The organism is Nocardia carnea (genome assembly GCF_029868855.1).
In the GTDB taxonomy this organism is placed as follows: Bacteria; Actinomycetota; Actinomycetes; order Mycobacteriales; family Mycobacteriaceae; genus Nocardia; species Nocardia carnea_A.
In genome coordinates, this window is the sequence record NZ_JARWOV010000031.1 from 1 (window position 1) to 20,615 (window position 20,615).

Here is a 20,615-nt window from a genome sequence, read left to right on the forward strand (position 1 = left end):
CCGCACATTGGATACGGCGGTGACCACCCCCACCCGCCCCCACCCGGCCCCCCGTGGGGGGGTCTTGGGGGGGGGGGGGGCGCCGCGCCCCGCGGGTTGGGCGGCCGCGGCCGCCTCGTCGGCCGGCGCGGAACCGTAGTAGACGGTGGTGGCCGCGAGGGTGGTGGCGGCGTAGTTACCGGTCGAGGTGTTGGTCCAGCCGCGGGCCGAGAGTTCGTCGGCCGTGGTGGCGGCCAATCCGGCGACCAGACTGTTGTTGAGCACGCGGACCGGGGTGGCGCGGTCGACCTCGCCGGCGGCGGATGTGGTGGTCGCGCCCGGTGTAGTGGTCGCGCCCGCAGTGGTGGTCGCGCCCGCGGACGGTGCGCCCACCGCGGCTGTGGTGGGCGCTGCCGCGGTGGTCGTGGCACGCGGGGTGGTCGGCGCGGCGGACGCCGACGTGGTGCCGGCACCCTCGGCGTTGTCGCTGGTGTCGGAATCCGCACTCGACAGCGACATCGCGCCCAGACCGGCGAAAACGATCGCCAGGGCGATCAGAACCATTGCCGTCGCACGCAGCGGCGGACCACCGGAGCCAGGGTTCGAATTGCTCACCCGCCCGAGCCTAGCGGGAGGTGACTACAGCGCGCCTCCGGCGCGCGGGTTCGGCCTCTCGTGAACAGCACAGCGGCGAGTGAGAGGGGTTTACACCTGGAAGCCGAGGCGGCGGGCGGCCCGGGATTTCTGGCGGCTGGCGCGCAGCCGGCGCAGGCGTTTCACCAGCATCGGGTCGACGGCCAGGGCCTCGGGGCGGTCGATGAGGGTGTTGAGAACCTGGTAGTAGCGGGTGGGCGAGAGCGCGAAGAGTTCGCGGATCGCCTCCTCTTTGGCGCCCGCGTACTTCCACCACTGCCGCTCGAAGGCCAGGATCTCGTGTTCGCGGCGACTCAGGCCGCTCTCGGGATCATGAGCCGGTTCGGGGAACGTATTCGTATTGGCCGGAGGACTGCCCTGGATTGCGGAAAGCTCCCGCGCTGCTGCGCCGTCCATCTTGCTCCTCGCCGAGTTACCACCGGATGCGATCGAATCGTGACCGAACGCCTCGCCGTGTTACTGCCTTGCGATATTCAACCACGACACCCGGTCGGCCGCTGCCGAGTCCGCCCGGGCGTGTCCGGTACACCGGTACCAGAAATTCGGGCACTGACCGACCGGTCCGGGCCCTACCGCATACGCGGCTTCCACGGACAGGCCCTTTTCCTGCCGCCGCAGGCGTCCCCATAAGCTCGTAACCATGTCAATCCTGCCCATCGTGATCGTCGGTGATCCCGTACTGCACCGCCCGACCGAGCCGGTGACCGAATCACCGGCCGAACTGGCCGGGCTGATCGCCGATATGTACGAAACGCTGGACGCCGCCAACGGCGTGGGCCTGGCCGCCAACCAGGTCGGAGTGTCCAAGCGGCTCTTCGTCTACGACTGCCCCGATCCGGCGGCGGACGGCACGGTGGCACGACGCCGCGGGGCCGTCATCAACCCCGCACTGGAGACCTCGGCGATCCCGGAAACCATGCCGGACCCCGATGACGACGACGAAGGCTGCCTCTCCGTACCCGGGGAACAGTTCCCCACCGGCCGCGCCGACTGGGCCAAGGTCACCGGCACCGACGAGCACGGTGAACCGGTCGAGATCGAGGGCACGGGCTTTTTCGCCCGGATGCTGCAGCACGAGGTCGGGCATCTGGACGGCCACCTCTACATCGATGTGCTCATCGGCCGGCACGCACGGGCGGCGAAGAAATCGGTGAAACGCAACGGCTGGGGTGTCCCCGGGCTGAGCTGGCTACCCGGTACCGATCCGGACCCCTTCGGATATGACGACTGAACCGCCGGAACGCGAGCAGCAGCCCACCGCACCGGATATCCCGGTCGGTGAGCGGGTCGTGGTGCGGTACCGGCTCCCGGACGGCAGCGATCCGCCGCTCACCGATGTGATCGGTGAGGTGGTTTCCACCAACCCGCTCACCGTCATGGGCGCCGACGGTCATCCGGTGCTGATACCCGCGGCCCGGGTGGTCGCCCTGAAAACGCTGGGACCCCGGCCGATTCGCACCTCCGAGATCCGCGCACTGGAATCCGCGGCCGCCTACGGGTGGCCGGGTACCGAGTACGCCTGGATGGACGGCTGGCTGCTGCGCTCCGGGCACGGCTATACCCGACGCGCCAATTCGGCTGTCCCCATAGGTGATTCGAGCGGACCGGCGCGAGTGGACGCGGAAACGCTGCACCGGATCGGGGCCTGGTATGCGGCCAAGGGGCTACCGCTGCAACTCGCGCTACCGGATCGGCTGGCGACCGTGCCGCCGGGTTGGAACAGCTGGGGCGAAACCCGGGTACTGGGCATAGACCTGGACAATTTCGTACTCCCGCAGGGCCCGTCCATGGTCCGGATCGCGACCGAACCCGATATCGCCTGGCTGGAGATCCACCGCTACCGTGGTGACGAGCCCAGCGGCCATACCGCCACCGTTCCCCTGCCGGAGGTGCTGTGCGCGGTGCACGAGGGCCAACTCGGGTTTGCCTCGCTCGGCCTGCCCAGCCCCATCGCGATCGCTCGCGCCGCCCTCACCACTGCCTCGGACGGCCGCCGCTGGGTCGGCCTGACATGTGTGGCCGTACTGGCCGCGCACCGCCGCCACGGACTGGCGGCGCTGGTCTGCGGGGAACTGCTCCGGTGGGGTCACGACCGTGGCGCAACCCATGCGTACGTGCAGGTCGAAGCCGGTAATGTGGAAGCACTGGAACTTTTCGGCGAGCTGGGTTTCCTCGACCATCACAGCTACCGCTACGCCGTGCCCGGCGTTGCCGCGCCGGCGCCGTAGTTTCGGCGCCACCCAACAGAGACGGGAATTCAGTTGCGACTGGCCACCTGGAATGTCAATTCGATCCGCTCCCGGCAGGACCGGGTGCTGGCCTGGCTGGACCGCCAGGACATCGATGTCGTGGCTTTGCAGGAAACCAAATGCCGCGACGACCAGTTCCCGTTCGAGCGGTTCACCGAGGCCGGTTACGAGGTGGCCCATGTGGGGCTCAACCAGTGGAACGGGGTGGCGATAGCGTCACGGGTGGGACTGGACGATGTGGAGATCGGGTTCCCGGATCAGCCCGGGTTCGATCGGGATGCCGCGGAGGCGCTGATCAGCACGCCCACGGTCGAAGCACGGGCGCTCGGGGCCACCTGCGGCGGCGTCCGGGTATGGAGCCTGTACGTGCCCAACGGCCGCACCCTGAACGATCCGCACTACGAGTACAAACTCGCCTGGCTTGCGGCCCTGCGCGAGAACGCCGCCCGCTGGCTGGCCGAGAACCCGGAAACCAGGGCAGCCCTCGTCGGGGACTGGAATATCGCGCCCACCGACGACGATGTGTGGTCCACCGAATTCTTCACCGGGAAAACTCATGTCTCCCAACCGGAACGGGATGCGTTCGCGGCCATCACCGCGACCGGCTTCACCGATGTGATGCGGCCCTTCGCGCCCGGACCCGGGGTGTACACCTACTGGGATTACACGCAGCTGCGGTTTCCTCGTAAGGAAGGTATGCGTATCGATTTCATCCTCGCGTCCCCGGCCTTGTCGGCGACTGTGGTGGACGCGGGTGTGGACCGGGAAGAACGCAAGGGCAAGGGGGCGAGTGATCACGCTCCGGTGATCGCGGAGTTCGGTATTTGAGTGCGCTGTAATTTTGGAGCCGCTCCGCGGCTCGAGGGCGGGGCCCTATCAACCCGGTTCTTCACTCCGCCGCTCCTCCGCTTCGCTCCCCCGCTCTGTCGCTCCAGAACCGGGCGGGTCCCACCCATGGGGTTTCGGGTGGGTACATGGTCAGCAGCGAGGTCGGGTGTTGATCGATACATGCGGACGGGGAGACAGTGCCGGTTGCCGTGGACCCGGCCCGTTTCGGCTGTCAGGTCCAGTCGAGGAGGGGGTCGGTGGCCAGGATGACGTTCAGCGGATCGGGGATTTCTATATCGGTGCCGAACGGGAGGGTCACGCGGGAGGCGTAACGCCCGTCGTCGGGTTCGCTGAAGATATTGATCTCCGCGGAACCGCGGTCGATGAGCAGGTAGAGCGGGATCGCGGTCGCCGCGTACAGGAACGGTTTGTCGAGTCGGTCCCGTAGTTCGGTGTGCTGCGCCCGGGAGGTGACCTCGATGGTCATCAGTACCGGCTGCGGATCCGACCATTCACCTTCCCCGGCGAAAGCCGAGGCGGGCGCGAGGATCGCATCCGGACGCACCCGGCTGCCCCCACTGCGGCCCGCCCGCAGGCCGCGGTCGGCGAAAAGCCACAGTTCCGATCTGCGCGGTACGAGGAAACGGGCCAGCCACTGGATGACTCGGCTGTGGTTCACGTCCGGACGTGCCTTTGCCGCCAGCAGGCCGTTGAGGTATTCCAGCCGCAGTCCCTCGGATATGCGCTGGGCCGCGGCGTCGAGTTCTTCGAACTCGTCCACGGTCATCAGCGATCCATGCGAGAGCGTCACCGTTCGACCCTATCGCTCGCAGCTGCCCGAAGCCGCGTGGGACACCCGTGCCACCGAATGCGGCGCAGTCGAACAGAGCGTATGGTCGACCGCGGAAAATTCCATACCCACGGGGGCTCGCACCAGCGGGCTGAGAGGACGGCTAGCCCATCCGGGCGCTCAGGGCCGTCGACCGTATGAACCTGACCGGGTAATGCCGGCGTAGGGAGGAAAAATGACGGGTACACCTGTCGATTCCGTAACCACGGGTGCGATCGAGGGCAGCGTCAAGCACTATCGGGAAGTGGACGGTCTGCGTATACCGGTGCGCCGGATCGCGCTGACCAACGGTGAACATTTCGATGTCTACGACACTTCGGGTCCGTATACCGATACTTCGGCGACCATCGATCTGGAAGCCGGTCTGCCGAAGCTCCGGGACACCTGGGCGAAACCGGACATTCCCGGCCCGCGCACCCAGCTGGCGTGGGCCCGGGCCGGGGTGGTCACCGACGAGATGCGATTCATCGCCGCGCGCGAGGGCGTCGAGGCGGAGACGGTCCGGGCGGAGATCGCCGCGGGGCGCGCGGTGATCCCGGCCAATCACCGGCATCCGGAACTCGAGCCGACCGTTATCGGCAAGAAGTTCCTGGTGAAGATCAATGCCAATATCGGCAATTCCGCGGTCTCCTCCTCGATCGCCGAGGAGGTCGAGAAGATGGTGTGGGCCACCCGCTGGGGCGCCGACACCATCATGGATCTGTCCACCGGCAAGAACATTCACGAAACCCGCGAATGGATTCTGCGTAATTCTCCGGTCCCGGTGGGGACGGTGCCGATCTATCAGGCGCTGGAGAAATGCAACGGTGATCCGGCCGCGCTCACCTGGGAGCTGTACCGCGATACCGTGATCGAGCAGTGTGAGCAGGGTGTCGACTATATGACCGTGCACGCCGGTGTGCTGCTGCGGTATGTGCCGCTCACCGCGAAACGAGTGACCGGGATCGTGTCGCGTGGCGGGTCGATCATGGCCGCGTGGTGTCTGGCCCATCATCAGGAGTCGTTTCTGTACACGCACTTCGAGGAACTGTGCGAAATACTGGCCCGCTACGACGTGACGTTCTCCCTCGGCGACGGCTTGCGCCCGGGTTCCATCGCCGATGCGAACGACGAAGCGCAGTTCGCCGAACTCCGTACGCTCGGTGAACTCACCAGGGTCGCGAAATCCCACGGTGTGCAGGTGATGATCGAGGGCCCGGGCCATGTGCCGATGCACAAGATCGTGGAGAACGTCCGGCTGGAAGAGGAGCTGTGCGAGGAAGCCCCCTTCTATACGCTCGGCCCGCTGGCCACCGATATCGCACCCGCCTACGACCACATCACCTCGGCCATCGGTGCCGCGATGATCGCGCAGGCAGGGACGGCGATGCTGTGTTACGTCACCCCCAAGGAACATCTCGGTCTACCGAACCGGGACGATGTGAAGACCGGCGTCATCACCTACAAGATCGCCGCGCACTCCGCCGATCTCGCCAAGGGGCATCCGCACGCACAGCGGCGGGACGACGAACTGTCCAGGGCCCGTTTCGAATTCCGCTGGCGTGACCAGTTCGCGCTGTCCCTGGACCCGGATACCGCTCGCGAGTACCACGACGAGACGATGCCCGCGGAGCCGGCGAAAACCGCGCATTTCTGCTCGATGTGCGGTCCGAAGTTCTGCTCGATGCGGATTTCGGCGGACGTCCGCGAATACGCGGAGCGGAACAATCTCACCGATGTGGAGGCCATCGAGGCGGGAATGGCCGAGAAATCGGCCGAATTCACCGATTCCGGTAATCGCGTGTACCTGCCGATCACCACCTGAGGGACGTAGCGCCCGCACCCGCACCCGGTGCGGGCGCCACCTCGGCCCGCGATCCGGGGGCACTCCGTTTGCCGGTCCGGGATCGGCGGTGTTCTCGTTGATCGATGATCGATCCACGGTTCGTCTTCCTCGGCGCCGCCCTCAGCATGGTGGGAACGCTCAGCTATGCCCTGCTCACCCTGCGCGGCGAAGTGAGACCGAACCGGCTCTCGTGGTTCCTCTGGGCCGCCGCGTCGCTGACCGGATTCGGCGCCCAGCTCGACGACGGGGTGGGCTTGCCTGCGGTCCTCACTTTTTCGATGGGCGCGGGCCCGGCAGTGGTGTTCCTCGCGTCGTTCGCGAACAGGTCGAGCTATTGGCGGTTGTCGTTCGCCGATCTGCTCTGCGGGGCCGCTTCGGTGGTCGCACTGGCGATCTGGCTGGCCTGGGATGATCCGCAGACAGCCGTGATCTTCGCGGTCCTCGGCGATCTGGCCGCGGCGATCCCGACCTTCCGTAAAGCGTGGTCCGCGCCGGGCACCGAGAACCCCCTCGTCTTCGGTCTCGTGGCGGTGAACGGAATCATCACCCTGCTCACCATCACCGTTTGGGAGCCGGCGGTCTGGGCTTTCCCCGTCTACGCGACCACCCTGGGCGTCTGCCTCTGCGTGATCATCGTGGTCCGGCAGCGCATGACCAGGCAGGCCGGTAGCCCGAACATCGGCGCCTAAATGAAAATGGTTATCATTTACTGGTGACCAGTTCCGCGCTTCCCTGCCCGCTGCCGGTGACCGTGCTGTCCGGATTCCTCGGCGCCGGTAAAACCACCCTGCTCAACCACATACTCGCCAACCGCGAAGGACGCCGCGTCGCGGTGATCGTCAATGACATGAGCGAGGTCAACATCGACGCGGCCCTCGTCGCCGGCCAGGGACACCTGGACCGGACACAAGAGAAACTGGTCGAACTCACCAACGGCTGTATCTGCTGCACCTTGCGCGAGGACCTCATCGAGGCGGTGGGAAAGCTCGCTCGCGAGGGGCGATTCGATCAGCTGGTGATCGAATCCACCGGTATCTCCGAACCGATGCCGGTGGCGGCGACCTTCGAATGGGAATTCGAGGACGGCTTCTCCCTCGGTGAACTCGCCCGCCTCGACACCATGGTGACGGTGGTGGACGCCTCCACGTTCCTCACCGAGATCACCCGCGGCGAAACCCTGGCCGCCCGCAATCTCGAAGCCGGCGACGGCGACGAACGCGGTATCGCCGATCTGCTCGCCGACCAAGTGGAATTCGCCGATGTCCTGCTGATCAACAAGACCGACCTGGTGAGCCCGCAGATCGTAGGCGCCGTGGAAGCGACCGTGCGGCGAATGAACCCGCGAGCCGAACTGTTCCGCACCCGCAACGGCGTCGTCGACCTGGGCGAGGTGCTCGGCACCGGCCGCTACGATCCGGTGGTCGCGGCGGGCACCGAGGGCTGGGCCGACGAACTGGCCGGTGGGCATGTGCCGGAAACCGAGGAATACGGCATCAGCAGTCTGACCTACCGCGCCGACCGGCCGTTCCACCCGCAGCGCCTGGCCGACGCATTGACCCAGGTGCGCAGGCTGTTGCGCAGCAAGGGTTTCTGCTGGATCGCCAGCCGCCCCGAACTCGCCGCGATCTGGTCGCAGGCCGGACCGAATCTCACCTTCGAACCGGCCGCCTGGTGGTCGTCGCTGGAGATCCCGGCCGGGCAGGAAATCGTTTTCATCGGGGTCCGCCTCGACCGCGCGACCCTGCGCGAGATGCTGGACGCAGCGCTGCTCACCGACACCGAATACGAGGCCGGGCCGGGCGTATGGATCACCTACTCCGATCCCTTTCCCGCATGGGACACCGTCCACGAACACTCCTGAATCCACTGCCCCAGGTCGGCACCGGGTACCGATCTCGCGGCGCAGTTCGGGTGCCGAACGGAGACCGGCTGCTGCCGAGTGAGGTTGTGTGGAAAGCCGAACGCGTCAGGTACCGGTCGCGGCAGCGCTCACCCGACCATTCCTCCGCCGTGGCCCGAGGGCCGGCCCTCGTTCGGCGCTGCCGCACCGTCGAATGGCCGATGCCACGAACCACCGACTCCGCCGACTCGGTTACCCGGCGGCTCGACACCGGCAACCGCCGGGTGCGACGACGGTTGCAGTGGACCGGCCTGGTTCAGTTGGACAGGCCTGGGGCTCGGTGTACATAGGTGCGGTCGGTGATCTGGTCCAGCAAGAAGTCCGCGATATCCGCCCGGGCGATCTTCAAAGCGAGCCCGCGTTCATCGGGGCCGAACCCGTGACGGTAGGTGCCGGTGCGGGGACCGTCGGTGAAAGCACTGGGGCGCACGATGGTCCAATCCAGGTCGCTGGCCCGAACGTAGGCCTCCTGCTGCTGATGGTCGGCGTAGGCGGGGCGCAACAGCAGGCCGAACATGATGTATTTCCACACGAAGTTCAGGTTTCCCCGGCTGTCGCCGGCGCCGAGGGTGGACTGGCAGACGAGCCGTTTCACCCCCGCCCGGTTCATCGCTTCGATCACCGTCCGGGTGCCCTCGGCCCGCACCACACCATTGCGACCGTTGCCGAGCGCCACCAGGACCGCGTCCTGGCCGGTGACGGCTCGTTCGACCGCCCCGGGGTCGAGCACATCGCCTTCTACGACGTGCAATCGTTCGTGGACCCGGCTGATCCGGGCGGCATCCCGGGTGAGCGCCGTGACCTCGTACCCGCGCTCGAGCGCCTGATCGACGATCTGCCGGCCGACCGTACCGGTGGCTCCGAAAACTGCGATTCGCATATCCGCTCCTTACGAAAGTGCTGGCTGATGACTGAATCCAGTACACCCGTCAGAAGCGAGACGGAACATGGCTCGAACACTCTTCTACATAAGCGAACGTCTACAGGTGGTGCGACGGGGCGATCACATCGCGCGGAAGGCCCGCACCGTCGCCTCGTCCGCCGGGTAGAAGGCCTCGATATGCAATTCGTCGATCGTGACATCGGTGGCCGACATCGCCGAGGCGGTGATACTGAAAAAGGAGAACTCCGTATCGCCCACACTCAGCCGCAGCGGTACCACCACATCGGCCCGCGCCACGACTCCCGTATCGCGGTACGGGTAGGCCGACACCTCGTCCAGCAATGACCGCAATCGCGGATCCCCGGTGGCCGCCAGGCGGGACCGGATCTGGCTCAGTAGATGTCCCCGCCACTGACCCAGGTTGCGTATCCGCGGCGCCAGCCCGTCCGGATGCAGGGAGATGCGAATCGCGTTGACCGGCGGTTCGAGCAGTTCCGGAGCGCATCCCTCGAGCAGTACATCGGTGGCGGTATTGCGATCGACCACGTCCCAGCAGCGGTCCAGTACCAGCGCCGGATGTGGGAGATGTGCGTCGAGCAGGGTGCGGAAGGCGTCCATCACCGCGCGCAATTCGGGTGCGTCCGGGTCGCGCTGGCCGTAGCGGGGCGCGTAGCCGGCCGAGAGCAGGAGTTCATTGCGTTCCCGCAGCGGTACGTCCAGATGCGTGGCGAGTCGCTCGATCATCTCCCGGGTGGGTCGCGACCGACCGGTCTCCACGAAACTCAGATGCCGCGTCGACACCTCGGCCTGCGCGGCCAGCTGCAGCTGACTCAGCCGCCGCCGCTCCCGCCACGCGCGGATCAGGCCGCCTACCGAGGATTCGGTGTCCAATGTCGCCACCTATCGGATGCTAGCCGCTCCGGTAGCCGATCCCATTACCTCCGACGTAATCGTCAACCCGCCGGATCGTGGCGATGCTGTGAGCAACACATTCACCCCGACCCGGAAGGATCCCCCGATGAACGACATCGTCACCACCTACCTTCGTACCTGGAACAGCACCGACCCGCAGGCCCGCACCGCCCTGCTCGCCGAGCACTGGGCGCCGGACGCCACCTACACCGATCCACTCGCGGACGCCGCGGGCCGCGACGCGATCGGCACCACCATCGGCGCTGTGCACGACCAGTTCCCGGGTTTCGTCTTCACGCAGGTCGGCGAACCGGACAACCACCACCGCCAGGTCCGCTTCCAGTGGGGTCTGGGACCGGCCGGCGCGGAACCGGTGATCATCGGTTTCGACGTCCTGGTCACCGACGAACAGGGGCGTATCGAGACTGTGCTCGGATTCCTGGACAAGGTTCCGGGCTGAGGTTCCGGGACGGCCACCGGGATCGCCCGTTACGGGTCCACGGACGCGTGCCTGCGGACGACCTCCGCCCGAGCGCTGCCGAGGCCGGCCCCTACGGCCGTTCCGTCGCCCTGCTCGGCCGGGCGTCACGGTCGGCCCGGCGCACGTAACGGAATATCGCCCTGTCCCCCTGCGGGGACAGGACAATTCAGGATGAACCGAGACGGCGCAGACGGGCGTTGAGATAACGCTGTTCCGGCAGACTCGCCGTGAGCGCGGCGGCACGGCGGTAACTCACCCGCGCCGCCTCCGGGTCGCCGGCCATTTCGAGCAGGTGGCCACGGACCGCGTAGGTGCGATGGTGGCGGCGCATGGCGGGTTCGTCGAGCAGCGGCTCGGTCAGCCGCAGCCCCGCTTCCGGGCCCGCCACCATCGCGACCGCAACTGCCCTGTTGAGGGTGACCGCGGGACCCGGCGCCACTCGGTCGAGCATTGCGTAGAGCACGACGATCTGGCGCCAGTCGGTGCTCTCCCACGTGCCGGCTTCGGCATGCACGGCGGCGATGGCCGCCTCGAGCTGGTAGCGACCGATATATCCTCGGGGCAGCACCCGTTCGAGAATGCCGATTCCCTCGGCGATCGCGTTGCCGTTCCACCGGCTGCGGTCCTGCTCCGCCAGCGGTACCAGTTCGCCGTGCGTATCGGTTCGCGCGGCGGCTCGGGCGTGGGTGAGCAGCATAAGAGCCAGAGCCCCGGCGACCTCGTCATGATCGGGTACGGCCCGGTGCAGAATCCGGGTCAGCCGTATCGCCTCCTCCGCCAGGCCCGGATCGTGCACGGACGCCCCGGCACTCACGGTGTGCCCGGCCGTGAACATCAAATGACAGGTGTCGAGCACCGCGGCCAGCCGGTCCGGTAGATCCGCCGGCGCGGGTAGTTCGAACCGCGCGCCCGACCGGCGCAGCGTCGCTCGCGCACGGGTGAGTCGCTGCGCCATGGTGCGTTCCGGAACCAGATAGGCGGCCGCGATCCGCTCGGCCGGTATACCGGCGACAGCGTGCAGTGTCAGCGCCACCTGGGACGACCGGGTGAGACTCGGATGGCAGCACAGCAGGAAAAGTCGCAGCGTATCGTCGCCGGATTCGGCTTCCGGAAGGTCGGCGGCGGGCGCGAACCCGATATCACCCAGCTGCGCCGCGGCCACCGCCGCTTCGCGCCCGGCCCGCGGATTGTCCGGCAGCCCGTCCCGAGCCCAGCGCACCGTGGCCGCCTCGGCCGCCTCCTGCGCCGCGTCCTCACATTCGCCGAGGTCGCCGTGGCGGCGCAGCAGAGCGGTGAGGATATGCGGCGCCTCCCGGCGCCACACCTCGGCCACCACCGGGGTTTCGGCGGTCATCTGTCGTCGCCGCCCGGCCACATCGTGGGCCGCAGTTCGACCGTCTCACCGGGCCCCGCGAACACCGCCGCGATCTCCTCCGCCCGCGCGTGGTCCTCCACATCGATCAGGAAGAAGCCGGCCAGATGCTCCTTGGCCTCGGAGTACGGACCGTCCCCGGCGACCGCCCGGCCCGCCTCCCATCGGTACAACCGCGCGGCATCGGGCGCCCCCAGCGCCTCACCGCCCAGCAACTCGCCCTTCTCCTGCATCTCGGTGAGCAAACGTTCGAAATCACCGCTGATACGGTCGCGTTCCGCTTCCGGCAGCGCCTGGAATTCGGCCAGGTAGTCGCCGGTCGGGTGACCCCACGGCTGCGGGTTCGAATGGATCAGGATCACGTATTTCACGACCTACTCCTCGCTCGGTGGTGGATGGATCCGTCCGATCCATCCTCACCGGGAACGTCGGAACCGGACCCGCGCTGTCGACATCGATCCGGCTCCGATTTCGCGATCTATTCGCCGCCGCGGCGGTATTTGTCGAAGAACACGGTGATCTCCTCGGCCATGAGCGCGGGCGCGGCGTGGTGCAGGTAGTGGCTGGGCACATCGTGGGTCCGCCACGACACCACATTGTGGTCGCGCTCGGCGAAACGCCGGATGCCGTGGAAATCGCCGGTGGAGCCGGACAAGGCGAGCGGCACGATGCTCGGTTCGGTGGGCTGCTCGGCCTTGTCCTTTTCGTAGTAGTGCCGGATAGCCGAGCCCGCGGTTCCGGTGAACCAGTGGATCGCGATATTGGTGACGACGAATTCGTCGTCCAGATCCGGCCCGAGCAATTGACTGTTCCAGCCGAGCAGACCGGCCGGGGAGTCCGTCAGCGCATGCGCGAGAGTCTGCGGCTGCTGCGATTGCAGGACGTTGAAGCCCATCTTGTTCTTGACGAACCAGTCCAGCGTCGCCATGGACTGCTGCTCGTCGGCACTGAGATCGGCCAGTTCGGCGGGGTCGCCGGACGGGAACGAATACACCTGCGCGACATGCACTCCCACCACCTGTTCGGGAGCGTACCGGCCCAGTTCCGCAGAGATGGCCGAACCGCCGTCGTTGCCCACCGCGCCGTAGCGCCGGTAGCCGAGACGGCGCATCAGCTCCGCCCAGACACGGGCGATCCGGGCGTCGTTCCAGCCGGCTTCCGTTGTCGGGCCGGAGAAACCGTAGCCGGGCACCGAGGGAATGACCAGGTCGAAACCCGCCGCGGTGAGCGGTTCGACGAGATCGAGGAATTCGACGAAGGTGCCGGGCCAGCCGTGGGTCAGGATCAGCGGGAACCCCTGCGCACCCGATGTGCGGATATGCAGGAAGTGGATCAGTTGACCGTCGATTTCGGTGCGGAACTGGGGGTAGGCGTTCAGCTTCCGCTCTTGGGCGCGCCAGTCGAGCGAGCGCCAGACATCGGCCAGGTGCCGTACCCGGTCGACGCTCACGCCGTATTCGTCACCGGAGCCGGGGATCTGATCCGCCCAGCGGGTGCGGTCCAGGCGGGCGCGCAGATCGTCGAGGTCGGCGGCGGGGATCTCGATGCGGAAGGGCTGGATGGCGGTCATATCGACTCCTGACTGGAACGGAATGCTTTGTTCTGTTCAGACAGTAGCAGAACGGATCATTCCGTTTCAAGTGCTAATCTCGGAGCATGTCCCGCTCAGCCGAATCCCCCGCAGCAAAACCCCTCCCCGGCCGCAAAGCGCAGGCAGCGCGCAACGACGGACTCATCCTCGACGCCGCCCGAGCGGTATTCCTCGCCGACGCGAACGCGCCGATCTCGGCCGTCGCCGAACGAGCCGGAGTCGGTATCAGCGCCCTCTACCGCCGCTACCCCAGCAAAGACGTACTGCTGCGGACCCTCTGCCACGACGGACTGCGCCGCTACAACGCCGAAGCCGATGCCGCACTGGCCGAACCCGACGGCTGGCAGGGCCTGGTGCGTTTCCTGGAGCGGGTGGTCGACGCCGACGTGCACTCGCTGACCGTCCACCTCGCCGGCACCTTCACCCCCGACGAATCGTTGCTGCCCGATGTCCGGCATGCCGAGGAGGTGAACAACGAACTCGTCCGGCGTGCATACGCCTCCGGACAGCTGCGCCGGGACGCGACCCCCCAGGACCTCGGCCTCGTACTGGAGGCCTGCGCCGCGATCTCGACCCCCGATGCCGAGCGCACCGGACAGTTACGCCGCCGGATCCTCGCCCTCCTGCTCGCCGGGCTGCGCGCCGACGAAGACCTTCCCGGCCCGCCACCCCGCGCCGGAGAATTCGCCTGGCGGTGGAGGCGTGATCCTGCGGGCAACCGCACCGTGTAAGTCCCGGGTCAGGCCCGGCCGAGGGCGAGAGTGACGTTGTGCCCGCCGAATCCGAAGGAGTTCGTCAGCGCGTACTCGCACGCTTGCGGCCGCGCGGAGCCGTGCACGATATCGAGATCGACGTCGGCGTTGTCGAGGTTGAGCGTGGGCGGGACGACCCGCTCACGCAATGTCAGTGCGGTCAGGATGGCTTCCAGCGCACCGACCGCCCCGATCGAATGCCCCAGCGCCGATTTGGGCGCGTAGACCGAAGCTTCCGGTGTCACCGAGCCGATCGCCGCGGCCTCGGACGCGTCGCCGATCGAAGTCGAGGTGGCGTGTGCGTTCACGTGCCGGATATCGGTGGGCTGCAACCCTGCTGTGGCAATCGCCTTACGCATGGCCCGTGCCGCGCCGGCACCGGCCGGGTCCGAGGCGACGATGTGGTACGCGTCGGAGGTGATACCCGCGCCGAGCATCCGGGCGTGGATGCGGGCGCCACGTGCGCGGGCGTGCCGTTCCGATTCGAGGACCATCAGGGCACCGGCCTCACCGAAGACGAAACCGTCGCGGTCCCGGTCGAACGGGCGGGAGGCCAGCTCCGGTTCGTCGTTACGCGTGCTCATGGCGCGCATCATGGCGAAACTCGCGATCGGAACCGCGTGGATATGGCCTTCCACACCGCCCGCCACCACCACATCGGCTTCCCCGGTGACGATCAACCGCCAAGCGTGCGCGATCGCCTCGGTGCCCGAGGAGCATGCCGAGACGGGGGCGAAAACACCTGCTTTCGCGCCGATTTCGAGACTCACCGCCGCCGCGGGACCGTTCGGCATGACCATCGGCACCGACATCGGCGAAACCTTGCGATACCCGCCCGCCCGCATCGCGTCGACCGCGTCGATGAGCGCGTCGCCGCCACCCAGCCCGGTGCCGATACATACCGCGAGCCGCTCGCCCTCCACCTCGGGCCGCCCGGCCGCCGCCCAGACCCGCCGCCCCAGCACCAGGGCGAGCTGTTCCACGTACGAATGCCGCCGCTGTTCCACCCGGGTGAGCTCCGCGCCGGGATGCGATTTCAGTTTGCCGCCGATCCGTACCGGCAGGTCGTACTCGGTGACGAAATCGTCGTCGAGGGTGGTGATACCGGTTTCGCCGCGCAGCAACGCGGCCCAGGTGTCGTCCATATCGTCGGCCAGGGAGGTGACTCCCGCATAAGCCGTGACAACCACGTGGTCGGGCGCGGGCCGAGTTCCTGAAGCGATCGGTACATTCACGGGGTTCATCAATACCTGTACCGTTCGCTACAGTCAACCCATGGCCCGCCCCCTCGACCACGTCAAACGCGCCGAACTCCTCGACGCCGTGGTCCGCTACATCGCCGAGCACGGCCTCGCGGACCTTTCGCTCCGCCCCTTGGCCGCCGCACTCGGCACCAGTTCCCGCATGCTGATCTACTACTTCGGCACCAAGGAAGAACTGCTGGTCCAGGCCCTGGCCACCCACCGGCCCGACCTCACCACCGTATTCGCCGAGATCAACGACGCCGGCGCGCTCCGCGAACGCCTGTGGGACTTCTATCGGTCCAACGCCGCCGGCCCCGAAGCCGTCAGCAACACCGTGATGCTGCAAGTCCTCGGCGCCGCCTGCGCCCCATCGGGCCCATACGCCCGCTACGCCGACGAGGCGATCGCGGCCTTCACCTCCGCCCTGACCACCCGCTTGCGCGAACTCGTTTCGGTGGACGACCCCGAAGTCGTCGCCACCCTGCTGATCTCCGGCCTCCGCGGCATCCTCCAGGACCGCCTCATCACCGGCGATACCGAACGCACCGACCGCGCGGCCCGCCGCCTCATCGACCAGACCGTCCGCTGAGCACGCGGCCGGCCCACGACCGCGCCCACGTAGGGTGACTGCGTGAATTTGTTGCCGTTGACCCCGCCGGGACAGACCCCGGTGCGGGTGCTCACCATCGCCGGGACCGATTCGGGGGGCGGCGCCGGAATCCAGGCCGATACCCGCACCATGGCGCTGTGCGGAGTGCATGCACTGGTGGCGATTGCCGCGGTGACCGTGCAGAACTCGGTGGGGGTGAGCGGGTTCCACGAGGTTCCGCCGCAGGTGGTGGCCGACCAGGTGCGGTCGGTGGCCGGCGATATCGGAGTCGGCGCCGCCAAGACGGGCATGCTCGCCTCCAGCGCCATCATCGAGGCGGTGGCCGCGGTCTGCCGGGAGGTCGGCATCGGGCGCGACGGCTCGGCGCCGCTGGTGGTGGACCCGGTCGCGGCGTCCATGCACGGCGATCCGCTCCTGCACACCGAGGCCCTGGACGCGGTGCGCTACACCCTCTTCCCGCTGGCCACGATCGTCACGCCGAACCTGGACGAGATCCGGTTGCTGACCGGGGTGCAGGTCACCGATGGGGCGTCGGCGCGGACGGCGGCGGAGGCGTTGCACGCGCTCGGCCCGCAATGGGTCGTGGTGAAGGGCGGGCATCTGCGCACCTCGGCCGACAGCACGGACCTGCTGTTCGACGGCGAACGCTTCCTGGAGTTCCGGGCCCCCCGCATCGCCACCGGCAACGACCACGGCGGCGGTGACACCCTGGCCGCCGCACTGGCCTGCGCACTGGCCAACGGCTACTCGGTCCCCGACGCGTTCGAATTCGCGAAGGAATGGACCCGCCGCTGCCTGGAAGCTGCCTACGACCTCGGCAAAGGCCACGGCCCGGTATCCCCGCTGTGGCGGCTGCACTGACCCGAACCTGTCGGTACCCACGCGCATACTGAGGGCGTTACGGAACAACACCACAACGGCGTGGAGCGAACAACGAGGTTCCGGTTGGTCCGTGGCCGAACCCGCCGATGCATCGGCACATCCCACAACTGAAGCCTGCGGGTCACCGCGAACACAGGAACCTCCCAGGTCGGCTGGAGCCCGGCCCCAGCTCGCCGGTCGAATCTGGTCGATATGACCGAGACCGTGACCGTCGCCGGACCGGCGGATCAGATCGACGGCCCATCATCGCCGCCTGTGCTGGATGTGGTCGTCCCTGTGTACAACGAAGAAACCGACCTCGGCGTCTGTGTGCGCCGCCTGCACGAATATCTGGGCAGCGGATTCCCTTTCCCGGCCCGGATCACCGTCGCCGATAACGCCAGCACCGATGCCACGCTAGCGGTGGCCGAACTGCTCGCCGCCGAACTCGACGATGTGCGGGTGGTGCACCTGGACGCGAAAGGCCGCGGCCGGGCGCTGCGAACGGTGTGGCAGGAGTCGGACGCGCAGATCGTCGCCTATATGGATGTCGATCTGTCGACCGACCTGGATGCCCTGCTTCCGCTGGTCGCGCCACTGGTCACCGGTCATTCCGATCTGGCGATCGGCACCCGGCTGAGCACCGGCTCGAGAGTTGTGCGCGGACCCAAACGCGAATTCGTCTCCCGCTGCTACAACCTGCTGTTGAAGGCGTCGCTGCGGGCCGGTTTCTCCGATGCCCAATGCGGTTTCAAAGCCGTGCGCACCGAGGTGGCGCGCAAACTGTTGCCACTGGTCGAAGACGGTGAATGGTTCTTCGATACCGAACTGCTGGTACTGGCCGAACGCGCCGGGCTGCGCATTCACGAGATCCCGGTGGATTGGATCGATGATCCCGACAGCCGGGTGGATATCGTCGATACCGCCCGCAAGGACCTGCGGGGGATCTGGCGGATGGGCCGGGCGTTGATCACCGGGTCGCTACCGCTGGCCGAACTGCGCGGCGCGGTGGGCCGGGAACCGCTGGTCCCGGGTGTGCCGTTGGGCATGGCCGGTCAGTTGATCCGATTCGCGCTGGTCGGCGTCGGTTCCACGCTCGCGTACATGCTGCTCTATCTGCTGGTGCAACCGGTGGCCGGCGCGCAGATCGCGAATTTCGCGGCCCTGTTGATCACCGCGGTCGCGAATACCGCCGTCAACCGCGCATTCACCTTCGGGGTACGCGGACAGCACGGAATGGTGTCGCATCAGTTCCAGGGTCTGCTGATATTCGGGGTCGGACTGCTGGTGACCAGCGGTTCACTGTTCGCGCTGCATCATTGGGCACCCGCGGCGCCCGTGCATCTCGAACTGTTCGTACTGGTGTTGGCGAACCTGATCGCGACACTCACGCGTTTCGTCGGGCTGCGCTGGGTGTTCCGCGAAGCCGGTCGGCCTGCGTCGTTCACCGCGGAGGCCGGCCGATGACGCTTACCGCCGTACCACCCCGGACCTCCGGAACCGCCCCCGCAGACAGCACCGGAACCGCCCGGGCGGGCCGCTGGGAGTACCCCGCGCTGGCGGTGCTGCTGCTCGCCACCGGACTGTCCTACCTGTACAACCTGAACGCGAACGGCTGGGCGAACTCCTTCTACTCCGCGGCCGTGCAGGCCGGCTCGGTGTCGTGGAAGGCGTTCTTCTTCGGCTCCTCCGATGCCGCGAACTCCATCACCGTGGACAAACCACCGGCCTCGCTGTGGCTGATGGAACTATCGGTCCGGCTGTTCGGCATGAACAGCTGGAGCATGCTGATCCCGCAGGTCCTCCTGGGTCTGGCGACGGTGGCGCTGCTCTGGGCGACCGTGCGGCGTTCGTTCGGGCCCGCGGCGGGACTGATCGCCGGTCTCGTCGTGGCGGTGACCCCGGTGTTCGCCCTCATGTTCCGGTTCAACAATCCCGACGCCCTACTGGTGTTGCTGATGGTCGCCGCGGTGTGGGCGATGACGCGCGCACTGGAGAATGGCCGCCGGCGCTGGCTGGTGCTCGCCGGCACCTGCATCGGTTTCGGGTTCCTGGCCAAGCAGTTGCAAGTCATGTTGGTGGTGCCGGTCCTCGCGCTGGTGTATCTGTTCGCGGGGCCGCCGAAACTCGGCAAGCGGCTCGCGCAGTTGTGCGCCGCGGGCGCCGCCATGGTGGTCGCGGCCGGCTGGTGGTTGCTGGCCGTGGAATTATGGCCGGCCGATTCCCGGCCGTATATCGGTGGGTCACAGAACAATTCGATTATCGAACTCACCCTCGGCTACAACGGACTGGGCCGGTTGAACGGCAACGAGACCGGCAGCGTGGGCCCCGGCGGCGAACTACCGCCGGGTGGAAACGGAATGTGGGGGCAGACCGGGGCAGCCCGGATGTTCGACCAGGCCCAGGGCGGGCAGATCGCCTGGTTGATTCCTGCCGCACTGATCGCATTGGCCGCCGGGCTGCTGCTGCGCGGCCGGGCCGCACGCACCGATGCCGTGCGAGCTCAGGTACTGCTGTGGGGCGGTTGGCTGCTGATCACCGGACTGGTGTTCAGCTTCATGGCCGGAATTTTCCACCAGTACTACACGGTGGCGCTGGCGCCCGCGATCGCTGCGCTGGTGGGTATCGGTGCGGTGTTGTTCTGGCGCAATCGGTCGCGCTGGTGGGTACGCGCCGCGGCGGCCACTGCGGTCGGCCTGACCACTGCGACCGCCTGGATGCTGCTGTCCCGTAGTGCGGATTTCCTGCCGTGGCTGCGCTGGGCGATTCTGGTGGGCGGCAGCATCGCGACTCTCGCACTTCTCCTTCCGCTCCCCCGCCGTGCCGCCGTCGTGGCGGCCGTGCTCGCCGCGGCCGTGGGGTTGGGCGGACCGATCGCCTACACCGTCGACACGTTGAATTCCGCGCACGCCGGGTCGATTCCGACTGCCGGTCCGGATACCGGGATGTTCGGCGATATGCGGCCGCCGGGCGTGCGGGACGGTGACGGCGGGCCGGGCGGGGTGCCGGGTGCACCGGGCGCAAACGACGGCGGGGCCGGCCTGACAACCGGTACGCCAGGCGGAAGCGAGGCCACCCGGGCTCCTGGTTCCGGGACAGCAGGTGGCACCGACGGCCGGTCAGGCGAGGAAACCCGCGGGCCCGCCGGGACTTCCGGCACAGTTCCGGGCGATGACGGGACCCCGGCCGGCCGTCTGGGCCGGCCCGGCGGTATGGGCGGAGGTCCCGGCGGCGTGATGGGTGCGAGCGAACCGAGCGACGCCCTGGTCGCGTTGCTGACGGACAACGCCGACTCCTACACCTGGGTGGCGGCCACCGTATCCGCCAACAGTGCGGCCGGATACCAGCTGACCACCGGGAAACCGGTCATGCCGATCGGCGGTTTCAACGGCAGCGACCCTTCGCCCACGCTGGAACAGTTCCGGCAGTATGTCGAATCCGGACGGATCCACTACTTCCTCGGCGGTAGCGGCGGCGGGCCCGGCGGCCGGGCCGGCACGAGTGCGGAGATCACACAGTGGGTGCAGGAGCATTTCACCGCGCGCGAGGTGGACGGCGTGACCGTCTACGACCTGACCGCACCGAAGTAGTCAGAGGCAGGGCAGGCCCTGGACGCATTCGTCC

At 67.6% G+C, this 20,615-nt stretch carries 21 protein-coding genes and 1 riboswitch; of the genes, 12 read left to right on the forward strand and 9 right to left on the reverse strand.

Annotated features, from left to right (window positions below; translation table 11 throughout):
• A partial coding sequence (locus QH195_RS02450; RefSeq protein WP_280434179.1) for a LytR C-terminal domain-containing protein occupies positions 1-594 on the reverse strand: 594 nt, incomplete at its 3' end.
• A gap of 90 nt (positions 595-684) precedes the next feature.
• Positions 685-1,029 (reverse strand): DUF3263 domain-containing protein, encoded by a 345-nt coding sequence (locus QH195_RS02455; RefSeq protein WP_280420957.1) that lies wholly within the window; start codon positions 1,027-1,029, stop codon positions 685-687.
• A gap of 244 nt (positions 1,030-1,273) precedes the next feature.
• On the opposite strand from QH195_RS02455, the gene QH195_RS02460 reads away from it, so the two are divergent.
• The 3 genes from QH195_RS02460 to QH195_RS02470 are packed head-to-tail and all read left to right on the forward strand — an operon-like array spanning position 1,274 to position 3,710.
• Entirely contained in the window at positions 1,274-1,864 is a 591-nt protein-coding gene (locus QH195_RS02460) for a peptide deformylase (RefSeq protein ID WP_280434180.1), read from the forward strand.
• Positions 1,854-2,861, forward strand: a complete 1,008-nt coding sequence (locus QH195_RS02465; RefSeq protein WP_280434181.1) for an N-acetylglutamate synthase, CG3035 family — start codon at positions 1,854-1,856, stop codon at positions 2,859-2,861. The genes QH195_RS02460 and QH195_RS02465 overlap by 11 nt, the downstream gene beginning before the upstream one ends.
• A 33-nt stretch (positions 2,862-2,894) precedes the next feature.
• Entirely contained in the window at positions 2,895-3,710 is an 816-nt protein-coding gene (locus tag QH195_RS02470) for an exodeoxyribonuclease III (RefSeq protein WP_280420960.1), read from the forward strand.
• 232 nt (positions 3,711-3,942) lie between these two features.
• On the opposite strand, the gene QH195_RS02475 is transcribed toward QH195_RS02470, so the two are convergent.
• On the reverse strand, positions 3,943-4,521 hold the full coding sequence (locus QH195_RS02475) for a Uma2 family endonuclease (protein WP_280420961.1): 579 nt from the start codon (positions 4,519-4,521) through the stop codon (positions 3,943-3,945).
• A 99-nt stretch (positions 4,522-4,620) separates the two neighbouring features.
• Positions 4,621-4,746: riboswitch (TPP riboswitch) on the forward strand.
• Here QH195_RS02475 and thiC point away from each other — a divergent pair.
• The 3 genes from thiC (at position 4,736) to QH195_RS02490 (ending at position 8,246) form a co-directional block, all read left to right on the forward strand.
• Complete coding sequence (thiC, locus tag QH195_RS02480) at positions 4,736-6,364, forward strand: phosphomethylpyrimidine synthase ThiC (RefSeq protein ID WP_280434182.1); 1,629 nt, start codon at positions 4,736-4,738, stop codon at positions 6,362-6,364. It overlaps the preceding riboswitch by 11 nt.
• 104 nt (positions 6,365-6,468) lie before the next feature.
• A complete protein-coding gene (locus QH195_RS02485) occupies positions 6,469-7,074 on the forward strand; it encodes a hypothetical protein (protein WP_280434183.1) in 606 nt (201 codons plus the stop codon).
• A 23-nt stretch (positions 7,075-7,097) separates the two neighbouring features.
• Entirely contained in the window at positions 7,098-8,246 is a 1,149-nt protein-coding gene (locus QH195_RS02490) for a GTP-binding protein (RefSeq protein WP_280434184.1), read from the forward strand.
• 295 nt (positions 8,247-8,541) lie between these two features.
• On the opposite strand, the gene QH195_RS02495 is transcribed toward QH195_RS02490, so the two are convergent.
• Both QH195_RS02495 and QH195_RS02500 read right to left on the reverse strand, forming a co-directional pair.
• Positions 8,542-9,165, reverse strand: a complete 624-nt coding sequence (locus QH195_RS02495) for an NAD(P)-dependent oxidoreductase (protein ID WP_280420965.1) — start codon at positions 9,163-9,165, stop codon at positions 8,542-8,544.
• A gap of 123 nt (positions 9,166-9,288) precedes the next feature.
• Positions 9,289-10,068, reverse strand: a complete 780-nt coding sequence (locus tag QH195_RS02500) for a helix-turn-helix domain-containing protein (RefSeq protein WP_280420966.1) — start codon at positions 10,066-10,068, stop codon at positions 9,289-9,291.
• Between the two features lie 118 nt (positions 10,069-10,186).
• Here QH195_RS02500 and QH195_RS02505 point away from each other — a divergent pair, with 118 nt between their 5' ends.
• The gene (locus QH195_RS02505; RefSeq protein ID WP_280434185.1) at positions 10,187-10,540 is read left to right on the forward strand and encodes a nuclear transport factor 2 family protein; all 354 of its coding nucleotides are present in this window, start codon (positions 10,187-10,189) and stop codon (positions 10,538-10,540) included.
• Between the two features lie 187 nt (positions 10,541-10,727).
• Here QH195_RS02505 and QH195_RS02510 read toward each other — a convergent pair whose 3' ends face one another.
• The 3 genes from QH195_RS02510 to QH195_RS02520 all read right to left on the reverse strand — a co-directional run bounded on the left by QH195_RS02510 (position 10,728) and on the right by QH195_RS02520 (position 13,503).
• Positions 10,728-11,915: an RNA polymerase sigma factor gene (locus QH195_RS02510; protein ID WP_280434186.1), complete on the reverse strand. Its 1,188-nt coding sequence runs from the start codon at positions 11,913-11,915 to the stop codon at positions 10,728-10,730.
• Entirely contained in the window at positions 11,912-12,304 is a 393-nt protein-coding gene (locus QH195_RS02515; protein ID WP_280420969.1) for a YciI family protein, read from the reverse strand. The genes QH195_RS02510 and QH195_RS02515 overlap by 4 nt, the downstream gene beginning before the upstream one ends.
• A gap of 107 nt (positions 12,305-12,411) precedes the next feature.
• The gene (locus QH195_RS02520; RefSeq protein WP_280434187.1) at positions 12,412-13,503 is read right to left on the reverse strand and encodes an epoxide hydrolase family protein; all 1,092 of its coding nucleotides are present in this window, start codon (positions 13,501-13,503) and stop codon (positions 12,412-12,414) included.
• 86 nt (positions 13,504-13,589) lie between these two features.
• Here QH195_RS02520 and QH195_RS02525 point away from each other — a divergent pair, with 86 nt between their 5' ends.
• A complete protein-coding gene (locus QH195_RS02525; protein ID WP_280434188.1) occupies positions 13,590-14,255 on the forward strand; it encodes a TetR/AcrR family transcriptional regulator in 666 nt (221 codons plus the stop codon).
• Positions 14,256-14,263: 8 nt separating this feature from the next.
• Here QH195_RS02525 and QH195_RS02530 read toward each other — a convergent pair whose 3' ends face one another.
• Positions 14,264-15,520: a KasA/KasB family beta-ketoacyl-ACP synthase gene (locus QH195_RS02530; protein WP_280434189.1), complete on the reverse strand. Its 1,257-nt coding sequence runs from the start codon at positions 15,518-15,520 to the stop codon at positions 14,264-14,266.
• 31 nt (positions 15,521-15,551) lie between these two features.
• Here QH195_RS02530 and QH195_RS02535 point away from each other — a divergent pair, with 31 nt between their 5' ends.
• The 4 genes from QH195_RS02535 (at position 15,552) to QH195_RS02550 (ending at position 20,581) form a co-directional block, all read left to right on the forward strand.
• On the forward strand, positions 15,552-16,109 hold the full coding sequence (locus QH195_RS02535; RefSeq protein ID WP_280434190.1) for a TetR/AcrR family transcriptional regulator: 558 nt from the start codon (positions 15,552-15,554) through the stop codon (positions 16,107-16,109).
• 42 nt (positions 16,110-16,151) lie between these two features.
• Positions 16,152-16,991 carry a bifunctional hydroxymethylpyrimidine kinase/phosphomethylpyrimidine kinase gene (gene thiD / locus QH195_RS02540; RefSeq protein WP_280420974.1) on the forward strand — a complete coding sequence of 280 codons (840 nt, stop codon included), beginning with the start codon at positions 16,152-16,154 and terminating at the stop codon, positions 16,989-16,991.
• Between the two features lie 213 nt (positions 16,992-17,204).
• Positions 17,205-18,458, forward strand: coding sequence for a bifunctional glycosyltransferase family 2/GtrA family protein (locus tag QH195_RS02545; RefSeq protein WP_280420975.1), 1,254 nt, complete (start codon positions 17,205-17,207; stop codon positions 18,456-18,458).
• On the forward strand, positions 18,455-20,581 hold the full coding sequence (locus QH195_RS02550) for a glycosyltransferase family 39 protein (protein WP_280434191.1): 2,127 nt from the start codon (positions 18,455-18,457) through the stop codon (positions 20,579-20,581). The genes QH195_RS02545 and QH195_RS02550 overlap by 4 nt, the downstream gene beginning before the upstream one ends.
• The last annotated feature ends 34 nt before the right edge of the window (positions 20,582-20,615 follow it).